The organism is Methanobrevibacter arboriphilus JCM 13429 = DSM 1125 (assembly GCF_002072215.1).
GTDB lineage: Archaea > Methanobacteriota > Methanobacteria > Methanobacteriales > Methanobacteriaceae > Methanobinarius > Methanobinarius arboriphilicus.
Window position 1 is genome coordinate 137,179 of the sequence record NZ_JXMW01000003.1, and the last position, 19,058, is coordinate 156,236.

Genomic DNA, 19,058 nt, shown 5'->3' on the forward strand with positions numbered 1-19,058 from the left:
AGTTTTTCATAAAATATTTTTTATTATTCTTTTTTGTTTTTTTATCATGAAATTATTACTTTTGTTTTTTGTGATATTTATTTTTTTCTTATTGTGTTTTTTATAAACATTTATAAAGTTTGATTGATAATTTATCAATTAAACTTTATTTGTTCATTTTTTATTGGAACTTTTAAGATATATAATGTAAGAGGTTTGTGTATTTGTATGTTTAGAAAGTATTTTTGTATAGTTATTTTGCTTTTATGTGTTTGTTTTTGTATGAATGGTGTTGCAGCTACTGATAATATTACTCATTATGATGATATTAATTGTTTAAGTGATAATAATCAGGTTACTAACACGTCTGTTGTGAATAAATCTAATAATCAGGATAATGTAGTTGAATCAGTTAATAATGGTTCTGTTTCAAATAATGATTTTAATAGAGTTTCAACTCTCGAGGATAATAAAGCTAATATTCAAAGTACTACTTATCAGGGTAATGTTTTTAATGTAAATAATGGTATGTATTATGATGATTTGCAGGAAGCTATTGATTTTTCAAGCCCAGGTGATACTTTAGAAGTTTATGGAGGTTCTTATAGAGATATAAATGTTTATACTAAGTATGAATTAAGTATTTTTTGTATTGATTTTTATAGTGTTATTATTGATGGTTTAAAACTTGAATTTAGTAATATGTGTAACATTTCTGGTTTTAATATAACTTATATTGAACTTTATAATTCTAATGAAAATACTTTTAATAATAATCATTTTAATAATTTGGAAACTTTTAATTTTTGGTCAAATAAGCCACTTATTAGCTTATTTGGGTCTTATGATAATTTATTTATTAGTAATAGTTTTTTTCAATTTAGAGATAATATATTTGTTTATTCTATTGACAGTTCTTCTATTTTTAATTTTAATAGTTTTGAGAGAATCTATGGTTATTATTATTCTACAGGCATCTATACTGATGTTGAATTGATAAACAGTCAAATGGATCTTGATAATAATCTATGGTATTGGTTGGGCTATCAATTTAGTAATAGAGACTATAATATTTTTTTAAGAGATACTTTAATTAATAATCAGGGTTCTGTATTATCTTTTGATAAAGTGATTATTCCACAATTTAATATAATAAATGAAAACCTAATAATTGATTTTAATTTTAATTCATGGGGTGAAAATTTATCTACAATAGGCAACATGACTAATGTTAGAATTTTAATAGGATTTTGTGCATGGGCTGATTTGTATGATATTTTAAATAGTAAAATAGAAATTGAACTTCCATCTAATTATCTAGAAAATATAGTTATTTCATTTGAAACTTTTTCATATGAAATAAATAATTATGTTTTTAATCATAACAATAGTAAATATTATGATAGTTTGCAAGAAGCTTTTTCTTATGCAAACAATGGGGACATATTAACAGTTAAAGGATCAATTTTAGATTTTTTGCTTTATAAAAATTTAACAATAATTGGGAATGGATTAACAATAAATAATTTGTTAATTAATGGTAGTGGTAGTGGTTCGAAAATTTTAAACTTAAATATAAGAAATTTAAAAATAACAAACTCCAACTATTTAAATCTTTTAAATAATCAAATTGAAAATTTATTAATAAACAATTCCAATTTTAACACATTTTTTTCAAACAATAATATAAATAATGTGGAAATATTTAATTCTAGTAATTTGAATTTTTCTAGTAATCAAATCGGTACTTTTTTTATGGATAATTCTTATTATAATAATATTTTTAACAATAAAATGAAAAATATAAAACTTAATAATTCAAGTAATATTATTATTTCTCATAATAATTTTAGTAATAATTTAGATGGTGCAGGTATTAGTATAAACGCAGGAAATAATAATAGTATTATTTGTAACTTTATTGTGAATTGTATTCATGGGATTGAAGCTTTTGATTCTGAATATCTGTTCTTTAGTGAAAATACTATAAAAAATATTTTTTCTTGTGGAATATTAAGTTATAATACAAATTATGTTGATATTAATAATAATGAGATCATTAATTGTGGTGTGGGAATATTAATAGATGGTTTTAGTAACGAACTTTCAAATAATTTTATTATAAATTCCTCAGATAGTGGAATTTTATATACTGGAGGTTCAGGTAGTATAATAAACAACATAATTCAATATTGTGGTAATTATGGTATTTTTACAAGTGGTTTTAACAATTATATAGAAAACAATCGTGTATCTTATGCAAACATGACAGGAATAATAATTGCTGATTTAAATGATATATGGAATTTTGTAAGAAATAATACAATAACAAATAGTAAAAATGGAATAGCTGTGAATGGTTATAGGAACTTTATATTAAACAATAATATTTCTGATGTTTTATTGTATGGAATTGCAATTTTCGGAAACGATAATAATGAAATCAGTTATAATATAATTAAAAATTGTCATAATGGAATAAATTTAAACGATAGTTCTAATAACATAGTAAATTCAAATAATATAAGTAATGTAACTAGCAACGGAATTGAAATATTAGGATATTCTTTAAAAAACCTAATTGAATCTAATTATATCAATAAAACTCAAAATGGTATTGTGGACAAGGGCTTTTTTAATTATATACTTAAAAATCTGATATTTAATTGTTCTGGCTCTGGAATTTCAATTTCAGGAATAAATTTAACAACAATAAATTCAACCATTATTAATAATACTATTCAAAATTGTGCTAAAGGAATTTCAGTTAATTCAAATTCATATTTATCTATAACTAATCATATAATTTCTTTTAATATTATTAAAGATTGTAGTCAGTGGGGAATTGATTTCATAGGATCTAATGCTCAGATAAATAATAATAATATTTCTAATGCAAATGGAGGAATACAGCTTAATGGATATTATAATATGATAACATATAATGATATTCGAAATATTCAAAATAATGGAATTGAAGTCACAGGAGATTCTTATAATTTAATAATTTTTAATAATACTATTAAAGATTGTGGTCAAATAGGTATAGACTTTGAAGGAATTTATAGTACTATAAGCTATAATAATATCTTTAATGTAAATGAGGGAATTTGTATTAATGGACATGAACTTAATGTTACAGATAATAATATTCAGAATTGTACTAATAATGGTATCACTGTTGAATCAGGTACTTATTATTCAAGTAATCATGTAATTTCTAACAATACTATTAAGGATTGTGGTCAGAGAGGTATAGATTTTGAAGGAATTTATAGTACTATAAGCTATAATAATATGTCTAATGTAAATGGTGGAATATATGTTTATGGTTTTGGGAATGATATATTAAATAATGATATAGTAGGTAAAAACCGTTCTGAATGGGGAATTGCTATAGGTGGTTATAATAATAACATTAAAAATAATAATGTGAGGAATACAAAAGGAATTGGTTCTAGTGACTGGGTTAACAATTCTTTTCTTAATAATACTGTAACATGATTAGGAGATAAAATATGGACTTTTAGAGTATTTAATAATAAAATCACTTCTCTAAAATTAATATAAATAGTTTAAATTTTATTTAGCTATTTTTACTTAACTTAAACTTATTATTTATATTAGTTTCTTTTTTCTTTTTCTTTTTTTAACTATTTTTAAATAATCTTTCTAATTCTTATTCAATTAATTTTGTTTTATAAGTTAGATAATGAGTTTTAGGAGATTATAATATGGAACTTATTTTTAAATTTTTAGTAATAATCATTGGTTTTTTATTATAATTAATTTTTATTATTTATTATCTTAAAATATACTCTTGTATTTTGAGGGATTTTGAACTATCAACCTTAAAATTAATAATATTTTTTCAAGTAGCTACTTTTTAATACTTTTTCTTTTAATAACTTATTTTAGTTTTTCCATCATTTTAAATTAATAGTTACTTTAAAGTTAGTAGTTTAATTAATATTTTCTACAAGAATAATCTTATTATTCTAAAAATTAGTATTTTATTAAGTGTTTAATAATCAATCTTTTTATTATTTTCTAATATTAAAATTTATTTGACGGACTTAGAGGGATTTTAACCCTAAATAACAAGATTATAGGTCATTTAATCTTCAAAACTAGGCTAAAATCTCTTATATTATATGTAAAAATAGTATCTTAAACTAAGATTTTTTAGTGATAATTTATACAGTTTATTATTTTTATAATAAGTTTTTTTTTAAAATAAAATGTGGTTAACGGGCAGGGGGATTTGAATCCTCGATCGTAAGATTTTCATGTTTTTTTATATTTTCTTGTTATTGATTTTTACTATTTTTTAAAGTTAATTTTATTTTTTCTAAAGCTGAATGGAAATATTTATTAAGATTATTAATAATATTAAAATATAATACTTGAGTATTGAATATGCTTTTTTTGAAAGTAGTAATGTGTTTTGGATTAAAACATATTTAATGATGAGATATTATGAATTTTGTTATTTTAAGGCTTTTATTATTTGGTGTTATTTATTTGTTTTTAGGCATAGTATTTTGGTTTTTTAGAGAACCATTTGGAAAATATATAGATAAAATTTTTTCTTTTCCTTATTTAAGAGAAGGAGGTAAATATAAATATACAAATGTTTATGAAGATTTGAGTTCTGAAGGTTTTATTATTAATAGCTTTATTTTGATAGTCATATTAAATTTGTCTGTTTTGATAGCTTTTGAGTTTAGTTTAGTTTCTGTAGCTGTTTTTCTCCCAATATTGATTCCTGCTTGTCTAATTCTTTTAAGAATTAATATTTTTAGTGAGGATAATATCTTGCCTGAAACAGAAATTGGTTATTTCCCTATATTTAGTTATATTTTGTCTTTTATAGCTTCTATTGGATTTTTCATGATATTTCCTGCATTTACTTCTAATGAAGGCTCTTTTTGGTTTTATATTATTGTTTTTGTTCTTGCTTCTATTGGTGCAATAGTCCCTGTGATTCCTGATCAAATTAATAAATTATTACCATATGATATTAGAAATACGAAAGGGCAAAAGCTTTTGGTTGCTATTACTTTGGTTCTTGTGATTAGTTTATGGTTATTTGTTATTATTTATTATATTAGTATTGGTGCTTCTCCTTTAGAGCTTACACCTGCTAGATTTGGAGGTGGATAATATTAATATTTTTCAAGAGTATAATTTGAAAAGGAAATTTAATAAAGCTAGGGAGTACAGAGAGGCTAATGAGTATGATAAAGCTTTGAAAATTTATAATGAGTTACTTGAAAAAGATTATAATTTATTAGACACTTATTTTAATCTTGGGTTAATATTTCTTTTTAAAAAAGATTATGATATGGCTATTCGTTATTTTGATGATGCATTGTCTTTGGATGAAAATAATTCAAGAATTTTATCTGAAAAGTCAGCTGCTTTATATAGTTTAAATCATAAAAAAGAATCTTTAGAGTTAATTAATCATGCTTTAGAAATAAATCCTGAAAATCCATATGCTTTATTGGGAAAAGCAACTCATCTCATTGATAATAAAGAATTTGAAGAAGCATTAAAATTATTTGATAAAATGATAGCTTATGAGCCGGAAAATGCAATATTTTGGCATGACAAAAGTTATGTTTTAAATCAGTTAGAATGTTTTGAAGAATCTTTGGATTGTGTAAATAGGACTTTATGTTTAAATCCTAATATGGAAAAAGCATTATTAAATAAAATTTTTGTTTTAAATAATTTGAATAGATTTAATGAGGCTTTAAAAGTTAGTGACGATGCTTTAAATTTGAATTCTGAGGATTATGTTCTTTGGTTTAATAGAGGAATTAGTTTGAAATATTTAAATAATCTTGATGAGGCTTTGGATTGTTTTGAAAAAAGTATAGATTTGAAACCTGATGATTTTGATTTATTACTCAATAAAGCTGATGTTTTATATAAATTAAATCGTTTTGATGATGCTTTAAACTTTTATAATAAATCTTTAAAATTAGATCCAAATAATGAATATGCTTTAAAAGGTCATGAAAGAGTTTTAAAAAAGATTAAAAATGAAGATTAATTTTTTAAGTAGTTACTTAATATTTTTTTTAATAACTTATTTTTATATTTCTATTAGTTTAAATTAATATTTAATTGAAAATTAGTAGTTTAATTAATAGTTTCTACAAGAATAATTGAGGTATTCTAAAAATTAGTAATTTTATTGAGTATTCTTTAACAATTTTTAAATAGAAAGATTTTTAGATTATTTATTATGAAGAGAGTTTTAGATAGATTTAATTGATTATTTTTATCGATTAAGTTAAAATGATTTAATTTTTTGATGTTGTGGTTGTTAATATAAAAATATTTTATGGGTTAATTAGTGTGTTAACTATATTAACTCTTTTTTGTTTTTTAATATTGGTAATTTATATTTCTATTTTAATTTAATATGTTTGTTTTTGAGTTTATATATTACATTAAATATTTTTAAAATCATTATAATAAGTTAGATATATATGGAAATAGGATGTTAATTGTATTTAATTTTTTCATGGTTGTATTTTTAATATTTAGCTTAATATTTGAGATTAGATTAGTGAGTTTTTTTTATTTTGGAGTTTTGATAGGGTTTATTAATCTTATTTTTTATTTGCATGATGATGTTTTTGAATTATTTAAGAATGTAACTGACTATTTTCTTTTTATTATTGCGATTATTTTTGTTGTGAATTATTTATATATTGATGGTTATTTATCGGGATATATTTTTATTTTAATAAATATTATTTTATTGGTAATTGAATTTTTATTATTGTTTTTTGTTTGTAAAAAAATTATTGGAATTAATAAATATGATATTTTCCTAGATGATTCTCACAATAATTCTTTTTTTGAGTTTTGTTATCTTATTTGTTAGTATCATCATTGTATTTTTTTGTAGTTTAATATTAAATTTGAAAATATTGATAATAGGAATAATTGTTTTAGTGTTTTTACTTTTTTTATATGTTAGGTTATTAGAAAATAAGAATGTTTAATGAAAATTATATAATAATTTTATTTTATTAATAAATGGCGGTTTGTAAAATAAAATGAAACAAGAAAAATGTTTTTGCAATAAATGGGGTTATGGTTTTATGAATAGAGAATCTTTAAAAATTTTTGTAGTTATGGTTGTTGTTTTAGTTATTGTATTAATTGTTAAAAGTATGTTTTTTCCAAAAGGAGTTGTTTCAGGAGATTTATCAATAGGAACTGCTCTTATTCCTGGTGTTGGTTTGGGTGGTAAAATAGCAGGAAAATTGGGGTGGAATTGTCTTTCTAATTTGGCTGCGAAAGGAGCTAAATATACTACTGCAGAAGTCATAGTAGGAACTGTAATTGGGGCTGGTAAAAGACCTTCTATTTCAGGAAAATTAGCTCAAAATACATTTGAATCTGTTGTGAGTGATTTTGGGGTGGAAATGAGTTTTAATATTATGGGTCAATCAATAAATAACGGAATAAATAGAATTACCTCTGGTAAAATATAATTTGATTTTATGTATGTAGATTGTTAAAAATGATTTTTAGATAAAAGATTAGATGGATTTTTTTGAAAAAATTTGATAATCTTTTATTAATTTTTAAATAAATTTATTAGAGATGTTATTAAAAATTAATAGTGATAATATGAATTTAATTATTTTAAGACTTTTTATTTTTGCTCTTATTTCTGGGGTGTTCACTATGCTTTATTGGGTGTATAGGGAGTCTTTTGGAAGATTTGTGGATAAAATTTTTCCTTTTCCTTATTTAAGGGAAGGAGGTAATTATAAATATAATGATGGTGATGAAGAATTAACTCCTGAGGGGTTTATAGTAACTATTTTTATAATGTTTGTTATGTTAGCTTTAATTATGTTAATAGTTTTTGAATTTAATTTAATTGGAGGAGCTGTTAGCTTTTTCCTTTTTTTCCCAGTTTGTTTACTTTTTTAAGGGTTCGTACTTTTAGTGATGATAATATTTTACCTGAAACTGGAATTGGGTATAACTTCAAGTTCAGTTATTTTCTTTCTTTATTTGCTTCTGTTGGATTTTTCATGGTATTTCCTTTGTTTTTTGGTGCTAAGGATCATCTATATTTTTTTGTTATTGTTTTTATTCTTGCTTTAGCTGGTGCAGTAGTCCCAGTGATTCCTGATCAGATTAATAAGTTATTGCCTTATGATATTAGGAGTGAGAAAGGGCAGAAACTTTTGGTTGCTATTACTTTGGTTCTTGTGATTAGTTTGTGGTTATTTGTTATTATTTATTATATCAGTATGGGTGCTTCTCCTTCTGAGCTTTCACCTGCTAGGTTTGGTGGTGGTTAATATTAGTTTTTTTCAGGATTATAAATTGAAAAGGAAATTTAATAAAGCTAGGGAGTACAGAGAGGTTAGTGAGTATGATATGGCTTTGAAAATTTATAATGAATTAATTGAAAAAGATTATGACTTATTGAATTCTTATTTTAATATAGGAGTAGTTTTTTCTGATAAAAAAAGATTTTGATAAAGCTATTTATTATTTTGATAAAGCTCTTTTATTAGATAAAGATGATATTCATGTTCTAATTCAAAAAGGGCTAGTTTTATATGGTATAAGAAATTATAATAATGTCTTGGACATTTTTAATAAAGTTTTAAGTATTGATTGTGAAAATCATTATGCATTAATGGATAAAGGATTGGTTTTTCTTGAAATAGGTAGATATGCTGAAGCTTTGGATTTGTTTAATAAATGCTTGATTAATGGTCTAGATAATTATTCATTATGGTTTTTTAAAGCTCATGCTTTAACTAGTTTAAAAAAATATGATGAAGCTTTAGATTCATTAAATAAGTCTTTAGAACTAGAACCTAATAATGCAGATATATTATATAACAAAGGATATATTTTGGAAAAATTAAAAAGATATCAAAAATCCTTAGAATATTATGATAAGTCTTTGAAAATAAATCATAACGATATTGATACTTTAGAAGGCCGTAAAAGAGTTTTAAAAGAGATTAAAAATAATTATTAATTTTTCAAGTAGTTACTTAATACTTTTTCTTTCAATAACTTATTCTTATATTTCCATTAGTTTAAACTAATACCTATCTTTAAATCTAGTATTTTGATTAATAGCCTTTATAATAATTATTGAGGTATTCTAAAAATTAGTATTTTAGGGTGCTAGATTTTTTTCTAGAATTGAGGGCTTCATTAGCCTTATTTTCATTATTTTTATGTTGGATTATTTTTTGTTTTTAAAAGTACATTTTTTATGAGTTTTATTTTATTTTTTAGGGTCTTTTAAATCGATAAATATAAATATTGGTATTAACAAAGTTTTATTGATGATAAAAATGAAAATACCAATTATTTATGATGAAAAAGACCCTAAATGGATATTGCTGTTGAATATATTTAAAATTATCGATTCTAGAAAAATTCATCAGGAATTCACTCGAAATGGAATTAAACCTGTTAAAAAAGGTGTTGTTAATTTTAAAATAGTTTTAATGAGTATGTTTTTCGCATCAGATATTTCATACGTTGTTAGTGAGCTTAAAAGAAGCCATGAGTTGAGAAAGTCTTTAGGATTTAATCAAGTTCCAGAATCAAATCAAATATATGAATTTTTGGCAAGATTTAATCAAAAGAAAATACTTGAATTCGTGATTAAAACATTAAATAAGGAATTTAAACCAATTAAAAGAGGAAAACGCACAGTTTTAATTGATGGAACCGATATACAGGTTGATATGAACTGGAACAAGCAAAATTACACTAAAAAATTTCTCGAGAAAAAAGGGCTTTATTGGGCCAAATCAGCTTCAAAAGGGTTTTATATAGGGTTTAAATTAACTTTAGCACTTGATTATCACACTGGACAACCATTGACCATGTTAATACATAAAGGATCTAAGCATGACTCTGAATTATTCCCTGAAATAATGGAAAAACTAAGAAAAAGAAGAATAATAAGAAACAAAGACATTATAATAGCAGATAAAGGATATATAAGTTTTAATAATTATCGTGAGGGAATTTTAAAGTATAAAATAGTTCCATTAATATTTCCAAAAGAAAACATGAAAATAAACAAAATTTTAAGCCAATTCAATTATCCTTTAGAATATTTCAAAGTTAAAAACAAAAAAGAAGACATTTACAAAGAATTAGTTTCTAAATTCAAAAAACTAATCACCAAATGGAAGAAATTTAAAAAAATAAGAGGAAAAATCGAAGATTTCTTCAAATTAACCAAAAAAAGACTGAAAAATAACAAATTCCACAAATATACAAAAGAATCCATAGCAAAAACAAGTTATCTGCTTGTACTTTTAACAGGACTCATCATAAAACAAGGATACAACGAATCAGAGAGCATGCAAAAGCTCTCAGAAACCTAAAAATCTAGCACCCTATAGTATTTTATTAATTATTTAAATCACAATTTTTAAATAGAACGATTAGTAGATTATTTATTATGAAGAGACTTTTAGATAAATTTAATTTCATATTTTTAAGCTTTGTTTATTTTATTGCTGTTAGTCTTATTCTTTATTTTATTGATTTGAATTTGAAAATTATTTTCTTTGTAGGTTCTATTATTATTTGGTTTTTGATATTTTTATATAGGGATGTTTTTATTCCGAGGATTCCTAAATTAGTTCTTTTATTTTTTAGTATATTAGTAATGGGGTGTATTTTTCTTTTTAATTTGGATATTTTTTATTCTTTTTTTTGTTTAGCTATTGTATATTCATTAATGGAAAGTTATTATAATCCTGATATTAGTAATGTGGATAGGTTTAAAAATTGGAAAAATAATGCATCAATACTTATTATAGTTATAGGGGGAGTTTTTTTATCTGCTGTATTAGCTTACCTGATTTTTTCAGCTCTTTCTTTCATATAATAATAGGTTTATATTTTATTTTTCAAGTAGTTACTTTCTAATATTCTTCTTTTAATAATTTATTCTTATATTTTCATTACCTTAAACCAATAGCTACTTTAAAACTAGTATTTTAACTAATAGTTTCTATAAGAATAATAAGAGTATTCTGAAAATTAGTAATTTATTAAGTGTTTAATCTATATTTTTTAAATTTTATTTTATTTTTTTTAAAGTTTGAATGGAAATATTTATTAACGTATTTTTTTATAAATATTTATTATATGGGTTATTGGGTGTGATGGTATTAATTTAAAGGATAAAAATTTTTATTTGTGTTTTCAGTTATAATTGTGATTTTAATTGCTGTATTAGTATTATTTACTTTTAATTCAATTTTTAATAATAATGTTGATTATATGCTGATGATGTTGGAGGGTATAGTTTTAATATTCCTGATTTTTTAAAACTTGAATCAGAAGATAGTACTAATATTAGTTATGGGAAGATTTATTCAAATGATCAAATAAATTTAGCTATAATCGTTAGAAAAGATATTAATTTATCTAAAGATGAATTATTAGATGAATATAATGTGACTAATTATAAAATGTAAAATTTGGGAATTTACAAGGTTATAAAACATCAAAACTCAGTAGTGTAGCTTATTATTTCAAAATTCACAATGATTTAATATTGATTAGTTTTGTTGGAGCTAAAAATACTGATATTTTAGTTGAAGAAATGCTAAAAAATATTTCCTAATATTTTTCACATGATTTTATAATAATTTTTTAAATTTTTATTTGCATAATTTTATTAAAACATTTATTATATATTTTTATGGTATTTGATATTGTTAATTCAAAGGATAAAAATTTTTAGCTATTTTTTCAGTTTTACTAATAGTTTTAATTATTATATATAATGATAATTCAACAAGAGAACTTTTGGATTTTTATAAGATCAATAATTATTCTAAAATAAAAATCAATAATTTAAATATCTATAAATTTACAATCATACTTCTAAAGATTATCTTTTCAATATTAACAACGATACTATTCAAATTAGTTTTTTTTGGGGGCGAAAAATGGGGATATTTTACTTGAAAGAATATTGGTAGATATTAATTAAGTGAATATATAATTTTAAAAATCAATTTTTATAATTATGAATATTTGTTACAAGTTTATTATATAATATTTAACTTTAATTTTTTTAAAATTTAATAAATAATGTTTATTTATTATTCAACTTAAATAGTAATTATTATAAAATTATTAATAATTATATTTCATTAATGTTATTTTAAATCAATATTTTTTCTCTTAAAAGATATTCTTTATATAATTTATACTGGGTGTGATAATATTAATTCAAAGGGTAAAAAATTTTTAGCTGTTTTTTCAGCTATAATTGTGATTTTAATTGCTATTTTGTGTGTATTTGCTTTTAACTCTCTTTCCAATAATGATGGTGTTGGTTATTATATTGATGATGTTGGAGGGTATAGTTTTAATATTCCTACTGATTTGCATTTGAATAATTCTTATAATGATAGTGAGTCTTTTAATAAGATTTATTGGGCTGATGATTCATCTTATTCTGTTATGATATCAGTTGGGAAAAATTTTTCATCTGAAAAAATTGAGTCATTAATAAGAAATAATTCTAATAGCTATGAAAAGATAAAAATTAATGGTAAAGATGCATATTTAACAGAAAATCCTAGTGCAATAGAATATTATGTCCCAATTAATAATGATTGTATTTATTTAGGAATATGGAATGTGAATGACCATGAAAAACTAGCTAAAAAAATTTTAAATAATATTTAATTAAAATAATTAGAAAAGTATTTTTGTATTATACTAACCTAATATTTATTTTAATTTAACACTCTATTATAATTACTTTTTTACTTGAGGGGCTTATGAATAATAAATTGATAAATTTAGTTTATGGTTTAATTAGTATATTGATCATATTAATTATATCTTATTTTTTTAGGATAACTGAGATATACATATATTTTAACTTAATATGTTTAATATTGGTTTTTTATATTTCTTTTTATATTATTAAAAATTATCATTCTAAATTAAATCAATACGATCTTAGATTATGTATTGTTTTTGTTGGTTTAAGTTTGTCGTTTTTGATAATTCAAAATCCTGTTGTTATTTTATCATCTTTTGGAGTTTTATTAGGAATGATAAACATAGCTTTGTTTTTAAATTTCAAAATTTATAAACTGCTTAAAGTGGATGATATTTATTTTTTATTTTTATTGCCTTGTGGTTTTATGGCTGTTTATCTGTATGTTAAGTCCTATTTAACAATTAATAACTTTATTTTAGTGAATATTGTGTTATTAGTAATTGAATTTTTATTAGTAATTTATATTTATAAAAAAATGAGAGAAATAGAAAAATATGGTTTAGAAAGTGATAAAGCCTCTATTAGTTATCATTTTTCTTATTTCATGGAATATTTATTGCTTTCAGTAGTTATTTTGTTTATTTCACTTTCTGAGATAGTTAATAATAGAAAGGTTTTATTTGGTAGTTTTGTGTTTTTTGGACTTTTAGTCATTGCTTTTTATCATATTAAAAAAATAGGAGAAAATAATGAATTAGATGAAAAATGAATAGTTTTTTATAGGTTATAATTTTTATCAATTTTTTGAGTTCTTATTGTGGAGATTTTGTACATGAAAAAGGATTTTTTTAAAATTTTACTTATCGTTGCTATATTTTTGTTTGTTGCTATCATTGTTAAAAATTTATTTTTCCCAAAAGGGATTATTTCTGGTGTTTTAACAATAATTATAGCTATAATACTTGGTTGGTATTTTGGTAACAGATATAAATCTAGTTTAAAATAGTTCATGAAAAGTATTTCAGGCAAATGAAGAACAATGTTATCTATCAGTTCAACTTATAAAATGACTCTAATATTTCATGTTAATCAGATATCTAGAGAATATAATAATGAATTTAGATATTTAAAATCATATGCTAGCATACAGTAATGTTAGTAGTGATATTTTAAGATATTGGCTTTCTAAGAGTAATCAGTTTGGTTCTGGTAGTATGAATGCTGCTTATGGAACATTCTTAACCTCTTTATTAGTGATTTATGAACATGACCGGTAGCTGATCAAGCAGCAGAAAAATTTAATGTTACATGGTCTCGTACTACTCCTGTTATGGTTTCTATGAATAATGAGGTTGAAAAAGCTTGTATTACTGGTGAGATGGATCATTGTATGGGAATGGATATTGTTGGGGACCAATTGAATGTTTATAATTTCCGTATGACTTGTTCTTTTGCGTTTTCATTAGTTGAAGAGTTAGTAGGGCATAATATTTGGAATGATAGTGAAATTGGGTCTGTTACTCTTGGTATTTTTGAAAAAATTGCTTATGGTGATAATTTAATAAGTTATTATAGTAATGGTTATTTAGTAGTTTATACAGAAAATAATCCAGAAAGTGTTTTGTATATTGATTTAGTCTCTGGTATTGTTCGTGATACATTTGATGAAAGTATTCTTGGTTATCCTTGTTATTGTGGTCCTATAACTGATCGTGCTGTGGATTATGCAGATCAAATACTTAGTGGCGGTCAAGCACTTATTGATTTGGAAAAAATGGGCAATGCATCTATTAGTTTTGGTAGTGCTTTTGGTTTTGTTGTTAATGAAATAGTTGGGGGATCTTTAACTTTGTCTGGCTTAGGAAGTCTTGCTGCATTTGGTTTTGTTGGTGCTGTTTCATTTGGTTCTCTTGCATTTATGGCTGGTGTTATTGAAGTTTGTAGACCTTATTTTGCATGGGCTTATGATTCAATAGGACAACATGATTTAGCGGAATTTTATAGGACAAATGACATTTTTGACATACTTACAGACTCATTCACAATAGATTTAAGCAACATAGACACACTCCAGGGTGTTCCAAAAGGAACAACAATTAAAGAAATAGAAAATATTGGATCTAAATTAAATTATTATGATGTTATTAGATCAGGAATTTTAATAAATTTAGTTAAAGATCCTTTTAAAGGTAAAAATATAGAAATCTCTTTGAAAGCAGCAAAAGAAGTAACTAAAATTGGTAAAATTGATGGTCCTGAGGGTAATAAAACTTTGTTCTTTTTAAATTTTTTTAAAGCTGCTGCTTCTAATTTGAAGCTTGGATTTAAAGATGCTGGGGAAGGTATTAAAACTAACAATCCTCCTCTCATAGCAAAGGGCATTGCTAAAATTATCTCAGGTGCTGCATTAGGAGAGTTTATTTCTTTTTTCACACTTTCTGAAATTGTCCCTAAACATACGTGGAATTATATTATAAAAATTATAAAAAATATATAAAAAATATAATTTTTTATTAATTATTATAAATATTGATAATATAGGATAAGAAAATATGATTTCAAATTTTATCTTAAAAAGAAAATATAATAAAGCTTTGGATTATATAAAAGTTAGTGAATTTGATAAGGCTGTTGAAATATTTAATGAGCTTGTTGAAAAAGATTATGATTTATTAAACACCTATTTTTATTTAGGGCAAATTTTTTTTGAGGAGTGTGATTTTGAGAAGGCTCTTTGTTATTTTGATAAGTCTTTATTATTTGATGAGAATAATGTAGATGTTTTAATGTATAAAGGTTTAATTTTTTATGAATTGAAACAATTTAATAATGCATTAAATGTTTATGAAAAAGTATTAAAAATTCAGCCTGATAATTTAGATGCACAATTTGGTAAAGGAATTGTTTTAACAGTAATTAAAAGCTATGAAGATGCTTTAAATATATTTAACAAAGTATTGGACATTGATGATGAAAATGCATCACGATTGTATATTAAATCTTATGCTTTGATTGAATTAGATCGTTTTGATGAAGCATTGGATTGTTTAAATAAATCTTTAAGTTTAAATCCTAAAAATCTTGAAGCTTTGATTAATAAAATTTTTGTTTTAAATAATTTAGATAAATTTAATGAAGCTTTAAAGACTAGTGATGAAGCTCTAAATTTATCTTCTAGTGATTATCATATTTGGCTGAATAGAGGTATTACTTTAAGGAATCTAAATAAATTAGAAGATGCTTTGGATTGTTTTGAAGAAAGTTTAATTTTGGAAACTGATGATATTGATTCATTACTCAATAAAGCTTTAGTTTTATGTAAATTAAATTGTTTGGAAGATTCTTTAGAATGTTATAATAAAACTTTAAAATTAGATCATAATAATAAATATGCTTTAGAAGGTCGTGAAGAAGTTTTAAAAAAGATTAAAAATAATGATTAATTTTTTATTATTTTTAAGTAATTTTAGGTATTATGAGATTTTGCCTATTTTGTATTAGATTTAGTTATTATTTTCTATTTAAATATAATGAATGGACTTGGAGGGGTTTTGAACCCTTTATATTGAGATTAAACTTCTCAATGACTTTTTAATTTATTTTTAAGCTTTTTAATTTAATTGTTCATTAAAATTATTGTTGTTTTTATTAACTGTTTTATTTATGATTTATTTTTTGGTTTGTTTTTATATAATATTTTAAATTTTATTTTATTTTTTTTTAAAGTTGAATGGAAATATTTATTAGTGTATTTTTTAATAAATCTTAGTATAAGGGGTTATGTTTTATGAAAAGTGAATCTAAAAAAATTTTAATCATTGGTATTATATGTGTGGTTGTTCTTATTTCTATTAAACAATTAATAGTGCCTAAAGGGTCTTTATCTTTTTTTATAAGTATTATTATTGCTGGTGGAATAGGAATATTTTTAGCTAGAAAAATAAAAGAAATTGAAAAATGAGGTAATTGTTATAATATTTATAAAAATCTATTTATTTTAGCTTAGAATTATTATCTGAATTTATATTTTTTAGTGTTATATTAAAATATTATTTATTTTAATTTAACAATTTATTATAATTGTTTTTTTGTTGTAGTTTTGTTTTTAAGAGTTATATTCTTTATTTTGGGCAGGTTTAGTTTTTTTTGTTTCTGGCTTGGCGTATGATTATGTATAATTATTGAAAGTATTAAGCATATTTTCATTGGAATTTAATGATTTTGAGTTAGAAAATGATTACATATGTTATTATTAGTATTGCGATTATTGTTCCTATAAATGATTTAAATGTGTAATTATTTTTTAAGTGTGTTTTTTCATAATAATGGGATGTGTATAGTATAATTGGGATTAGGAGTACTAGTATAGATGTTAGTATATTTGGTGTTTGCATAAACATTATTGTTAAAATAAAGAATATTATATTTATTATTTTTTCAATAACTTTAAATGAATTGTTAAATAAAACTCCAATTAGTAAATAAGCATCAATTAAGAGTAAGTATATTAATATTGCTGAAGTAATTGTGCTTAAATCTCTTGGGCCAAATAAAAAAGATAATATTAAAACAACTCCAAATAATATTGCTGCATTTTTAAGATGACGTTTAATATTATTGTTAAAATTATTATTCATAAATAATATCTCCTATTATTACTTACATATTTAAATAGTAATATATAAAATTTACTTTACTTTTTTTAAATTTAAATGGAAATCTTTATTAATATTTAATTTATAACTATTATTAATTGAAATTATATTTGTTAAAATTGATTTAAAAATTAAAGGTTGTCTTATAGATGAATAAAAGAGATTTAATGTTAATAGGTGTTTTTATTATAATAATCGTTGGATTAGGTAGTATTTTGGCTTATGAACATCTGATACCAAAGTATAAAGAATTTAAGGATGAAAGAATACAGGTAGAAGTACCAAATAGTTTTAATTTTAATTTTAATGAAAAAGATACATCTTATTTTAATAGTAGTGCATATAGCACTGATGATAATGAAGAAGGCATTATAGCTATTTCAATGGATCCTAATTTTCAATATGCAAAGGAGGTATATGAAAATAGATCAGTTGAGGAAAAGAATAATATATTGAAATATAAAATGGACAATTCACAACATAATTACAGTGGGACTATATATAAAGTGAATCCTTCAGATAATTTTTATGTTGATGGATATATAATAATAGTCGATTTTCCTGAAAAATATGGCTTTGCAGTGATAACAGCTAAAGATATAAATGATGCAGTCCATATGGCCGAAACTTTTAAATTTAAATAAATTTTAAATTTAACTAAAAGCTAAATTTTTAATTTAAGTTAATAATTTTATAAGAATTAATGAAATATTGTACTATATTTAATCAATTGAGGGGTTTATTATTAATTCTAAAGATAAAAAATTTTTAGCTATATTTATGGGAGTAATTGCAGTATTGATTATTATTCTTGGATTTTTCATTTTTAATTCCATTTCTGATAGTAATGTTGATTATTATGCTGATGATATTGGAGGGTATACTTTTAATATTCCTGATTTTTTAGTTTTGGATAGTACTCATGATCTGGATAATGTTTTTGTTAAGAGTTATTCTAGTGGAAATCTTTTTTTATCAATCATGGTTTATAAAGATCCTGATTTTTCTGAAGAGTATTTATTGGATATGTATAATGCTAAAAATTCTACTAAAGTTAATTTTGGTAATTTAGAAGTTTATAGGTATGAAATTTATGATACTGTAAATTATTTTTTTAAAATAGATAATGATCTTGTATATATCCATTTTTGGGGTGCAAAAAATACTGATATTTTAGTAAAAGGGATTTTAAAGGATATTCAGTAACTAATAAAAATTAAAACTGTCATATTTTTCAATGTAAAAAAGTACTAATATTTTTAGAGTTTTTTGGACTCTTGTTTTTAAGGTTTTTTTTATTTGATTTAGGTAATTCCAGATGCTTTTGATTATGGTTTATTAGGTAGTGGAATTTTACCTATATAGGAGTTATTTTTTGATACTTTTTATTTTTATTAATGGGTTAATTCTTTTAGGGTATGTTTTAATTGTTAGGGGATTAATGTTTCGGATAGTTCCATCTTTGAGTTTAGTTAAAAATATTATTGATAATTTAAAAGTAATTATAATGAGTATTGTTTAATATGATTCCTATAGGTATTATCTTCTTGTTCTGCTTTTGCTTTAAATCATTTTAGATTAATTGACAGTTTATTTTTTAGATTTAAATTATTTTTTCGATTTTAATTATTATT

At 22.5% G+C, this 19,058-nt stretch carries 21 protein-coding genes; 20 read left to right on the forward strand and 1 reads right to left on the reverse strand.

The window, feature by feature from the left end; translation table 11 throughout:
* Positions 1-207: 207 nt before the first annotated feature.
* The 17 genes from MBBAR_RS02260 to MBBAR_RS10185 all read left to right on the forward strand — a co-directional run bounded on the left by MBBAR_RS02260 (position 208) and on the right by MBBAR_RS10185 (position 16,730).
* On the forward strand, positions 208-3,483 hold the full coding sequence (locus tag MBBAR_RS02260; RefSeq protein WP_080459660.1) for a right-handed parallel beta-helix repeat-containing protein: 3,276 nt from the start codon (positions 208-210) through the stop codon (positions 3,481-3,483).
* Positions 3,484-4,458: 975 nt separating this feature from the next.
* Positions 4,459-5,145 carry a hypothetical protein gene (locus MBBAR_RS02265; RefSeq protein ID WP_080459661.1) on the forward strand — a complete coding sequence of 229 codons (687 nt, stop codon included), beginning with the start codon at positions 4,459-4,461 and terminating at the stop codon, positions 5,143-5,145.
* 25 nt (positions 5,146-5,170) lie between these two features.
* Positions 5,171-6,043 (forward strand): tetratricopeptide repeat protein, encoded by an 873-nt coding sequence (locus MBBAR_RS02270; protein ID WP_158082504.1) that lies wholly within the window; start codon positions 5,171-5,173, stop codon positions 6,041-6,043.
* Positions 6,044-7,061: 1,018 nt separating this feature from the next.
* Positions 7,062-7,502 carry a hypothetical protein gene (locus MBBAR_RS02280; RefSeq protein ID WP_143746101.1) on the forward strand — a complete coding sequence of 147 codons (441 nt, stop codon included), beginning with the start codon at positions 7,062-7,064 and terminating at the stop codon, positions 7,500-7,502.
* A 196-nt stretch (positions 7,503-7,698) separates the two neighbouring features.
* Positions 7,699-7,950 (forward strand): hypothetical protein, encoded by a 252-nt coding sequence (locus MBBAR_RS02285; RefSeq protein ID WP_143746102.1) that lies wholly within the window; start codon positions 7,699-7,701, stop codon positions 7,948-7,950.
* The gene (locus MBBAR_RS02290) at positions 7,935-8,327 is read left to right on the forward strand and encodes a hypothetical protein (RefSeq protein ID WP_080459666.1); all 393 of its coding nucleotides are present in this window, start codon (positions 7,935-7,937) and stop codon (positions 8,325-8,327) included. The genes MBBAR_RS02285 and MBBAR_RS02290 overlap by 16 nt, the downstream gene beginning before the upstream one ends.
* A 25-nt stretch (positions 8,328-8,352) precedes the next feature.
* Positions 8,353-8,508 carry a hypothetical protein gene (locus MBBAR_RS10170; protein ID WP_158082505.1) on the forward strand — a complete coding sequence of 52 codons (156 nt, stop codon included), beginning with the start codon at positions 8,353-8,355 and terminating at the stop codon, positions 8,506-8,508.
* Between the two features lie 88 nt (positions 8,509-8,596).
* Positions 8,597-9,022 (forward strand): tetratricopeptide repeat protein, encoded by a 426-nt coding sequence (locus MBBAR_RS02295; RefSeq protein ID WP_346218171.1) that lies wholly within the window; start codon positions 8,597-8,599, stop codon positions 9,020-9,022.
* 325 nt (positions 9,023-9,347) lie between these two features.
* Positions 9,348-10,397, forward strand: a complete 1,050-nt coding sequence (locus MBBAR_RS02300; RefSeq protein WP_158082506.1) for a transposase — start codon at positions 9,348-9,350, stop codon at positions 10,395-10,397.
* A gap of 77 nt (positions 10,398-10,474) precedes the next feature.
* Positions 10,475-10,906, forward strand: a complete 432-nt coding sequence (locus MBBAR_RS02305; protein ID WP_080459669.1) for a hypothetical protein — start codon at positions 10,475-10,477, stop codon at positions 10,904-10,906.
* 1,400 nt (positions 10,907-12,306) lie between these two features.
* A complete protein-coding gene (locus MBBAR_RS02310) occupies positions 12,307-12,726 on the forward strand; it encodes a DUF4367 domain-containing protein (RefSeq protein WP_143746103.1) in 420 nt (139 codons plus the stop codon).
* A gap of 311 nt (positions 12,727-13,037) precedes the next feature.
* Positions 13,038-13,538, forward strand: a complete 501-nt coding sequence (locus tag MBBAR_RS02315) for a hypothetical protein (RefSeq protein ID WP_143746104.1) — start codon at positions 13,038-13,040, stop codon at positions 13,536-13,538.
* A gap of 63 nt (positions 13,539-13,601) precedes the next feature.
* A complete protein-coding gene (locus tag MBBAR_RS10175; protein ID WP_158082507.1) occupies positions 13,602-13,775 on the forward strand; it encodes a hypothetical protein in 174 nt (57 codons plus the stop codon).
* A gap of 130 nt (positions 13,776-13,905) precedes the next feature.
* Positions 13,906-14,046: a hypothetical protein gene (locus tag MBBAR_RS10180; RefSeq protein WP_158082508.1), complete on the forward strand. Its 141-nt coding sequence runs from the start codon at positions 13,906-13,908 to the stop codon at positions 14,044-14,046.
* Positions 14,047-14,108: 62 nt separating this feature from the next.
* Positions 14,109-15,266: a hypothetical protein gene (locus tag MBBAR_RS02320; protein ID WP_080459674.1), complete on the forward strand. Its 1,158-nt coding sequence runs from the start codon at positions 14,109-14,111 to the stop codon at positions 15,264-15,266.
* A gap of 55 nt (positions 15,267-15,321) precedes the next feature.
* Positions 15,322-16,212: a tetratricopeptide repeat protein gene (locus MBBAR_RS02325; RefSeq protein WP_080459675.1), complete on the forward strand. Its 891-nt coding sequence runs from the start codon at positions 15,322-15,324 to the stop codon at positions 16,210-16,212.
* A gap of 344 nt (positions 16,213-16,556) precedes the next feature.
* Positions 16,557-16,730 (forward strand): hypothetical protein, encoded by a 174-nt coding sequence (locus MBBAR_RS10185; RefSeq protein WP_158082509.1) that lies wholly within the window; start codon positions 16,557-16,559, stop codon positions 16,728-16,730.
* A 265-nt stretch (positions 16,731-16,995) separates the two neighbouring features.
* Here the strand turns inward: MBBAR_RS10185 and MBBAR_RS02330 are convergent, their stop codons facing one another.
* A complete protein-coding gene (locus MBBAR_RS02330; protein WP_080459676.1) occupies positions 16,996-17,406 on the reverse strand; it encodes a hypothetical protein in 411 nt (136 codons plus the stop codon).
* A gap of 167 nt (positions 17,407-17,573) precedes the next feature.
* Here MBBAR_RS02330 and MBBAR_RS02335 point away from each other — a divergent pair, with 167 nt between their 5' ends.
* The 3 genes from MBBAR_RS02335 (at position 17,574) to MBBAR_RS10190 (ending at position 18,946) form a co-directional block, all read left to right on the forward strand.
* Entirely contained in the window at positions 17,574-18,068 is a 495-nt protein-coding gene (locus MBBAR_RS02335) for a hypothetical protein (protein WP_080459677.1), read from the forward strand.
* A gap of 136 nt (positions 18,069-18,204) precedes the next feature.
* Positions 18,205-18,630: a hypothetical protein gene (locus MBBAR_RS02340; RefSeq protein ID WP_143746106.1), complete on the forward strand. Its 426-nt coding sequence runs from the start codon at positions 18,205-18,207 to the stop codon at positions 18,628-18,630.
* A 169-nt stretch (positions 18,631-18,799) separates the two neighbouring features.
* Positions 18,800-18,946 carry a hypothetical protein gene (locus MBBAR_RS10190; RefSeq protein ID WP_158082510.1) on the forward strand — a complete coding sequence of 49 codons (147 nt, stop codon included), beginning with the start codon at positions 18,800-18,802 and terminating at the stop codon, positions 18,944-18,946.
* Positions 18,947-19,058: the final 112 nt, after the last annotated feature.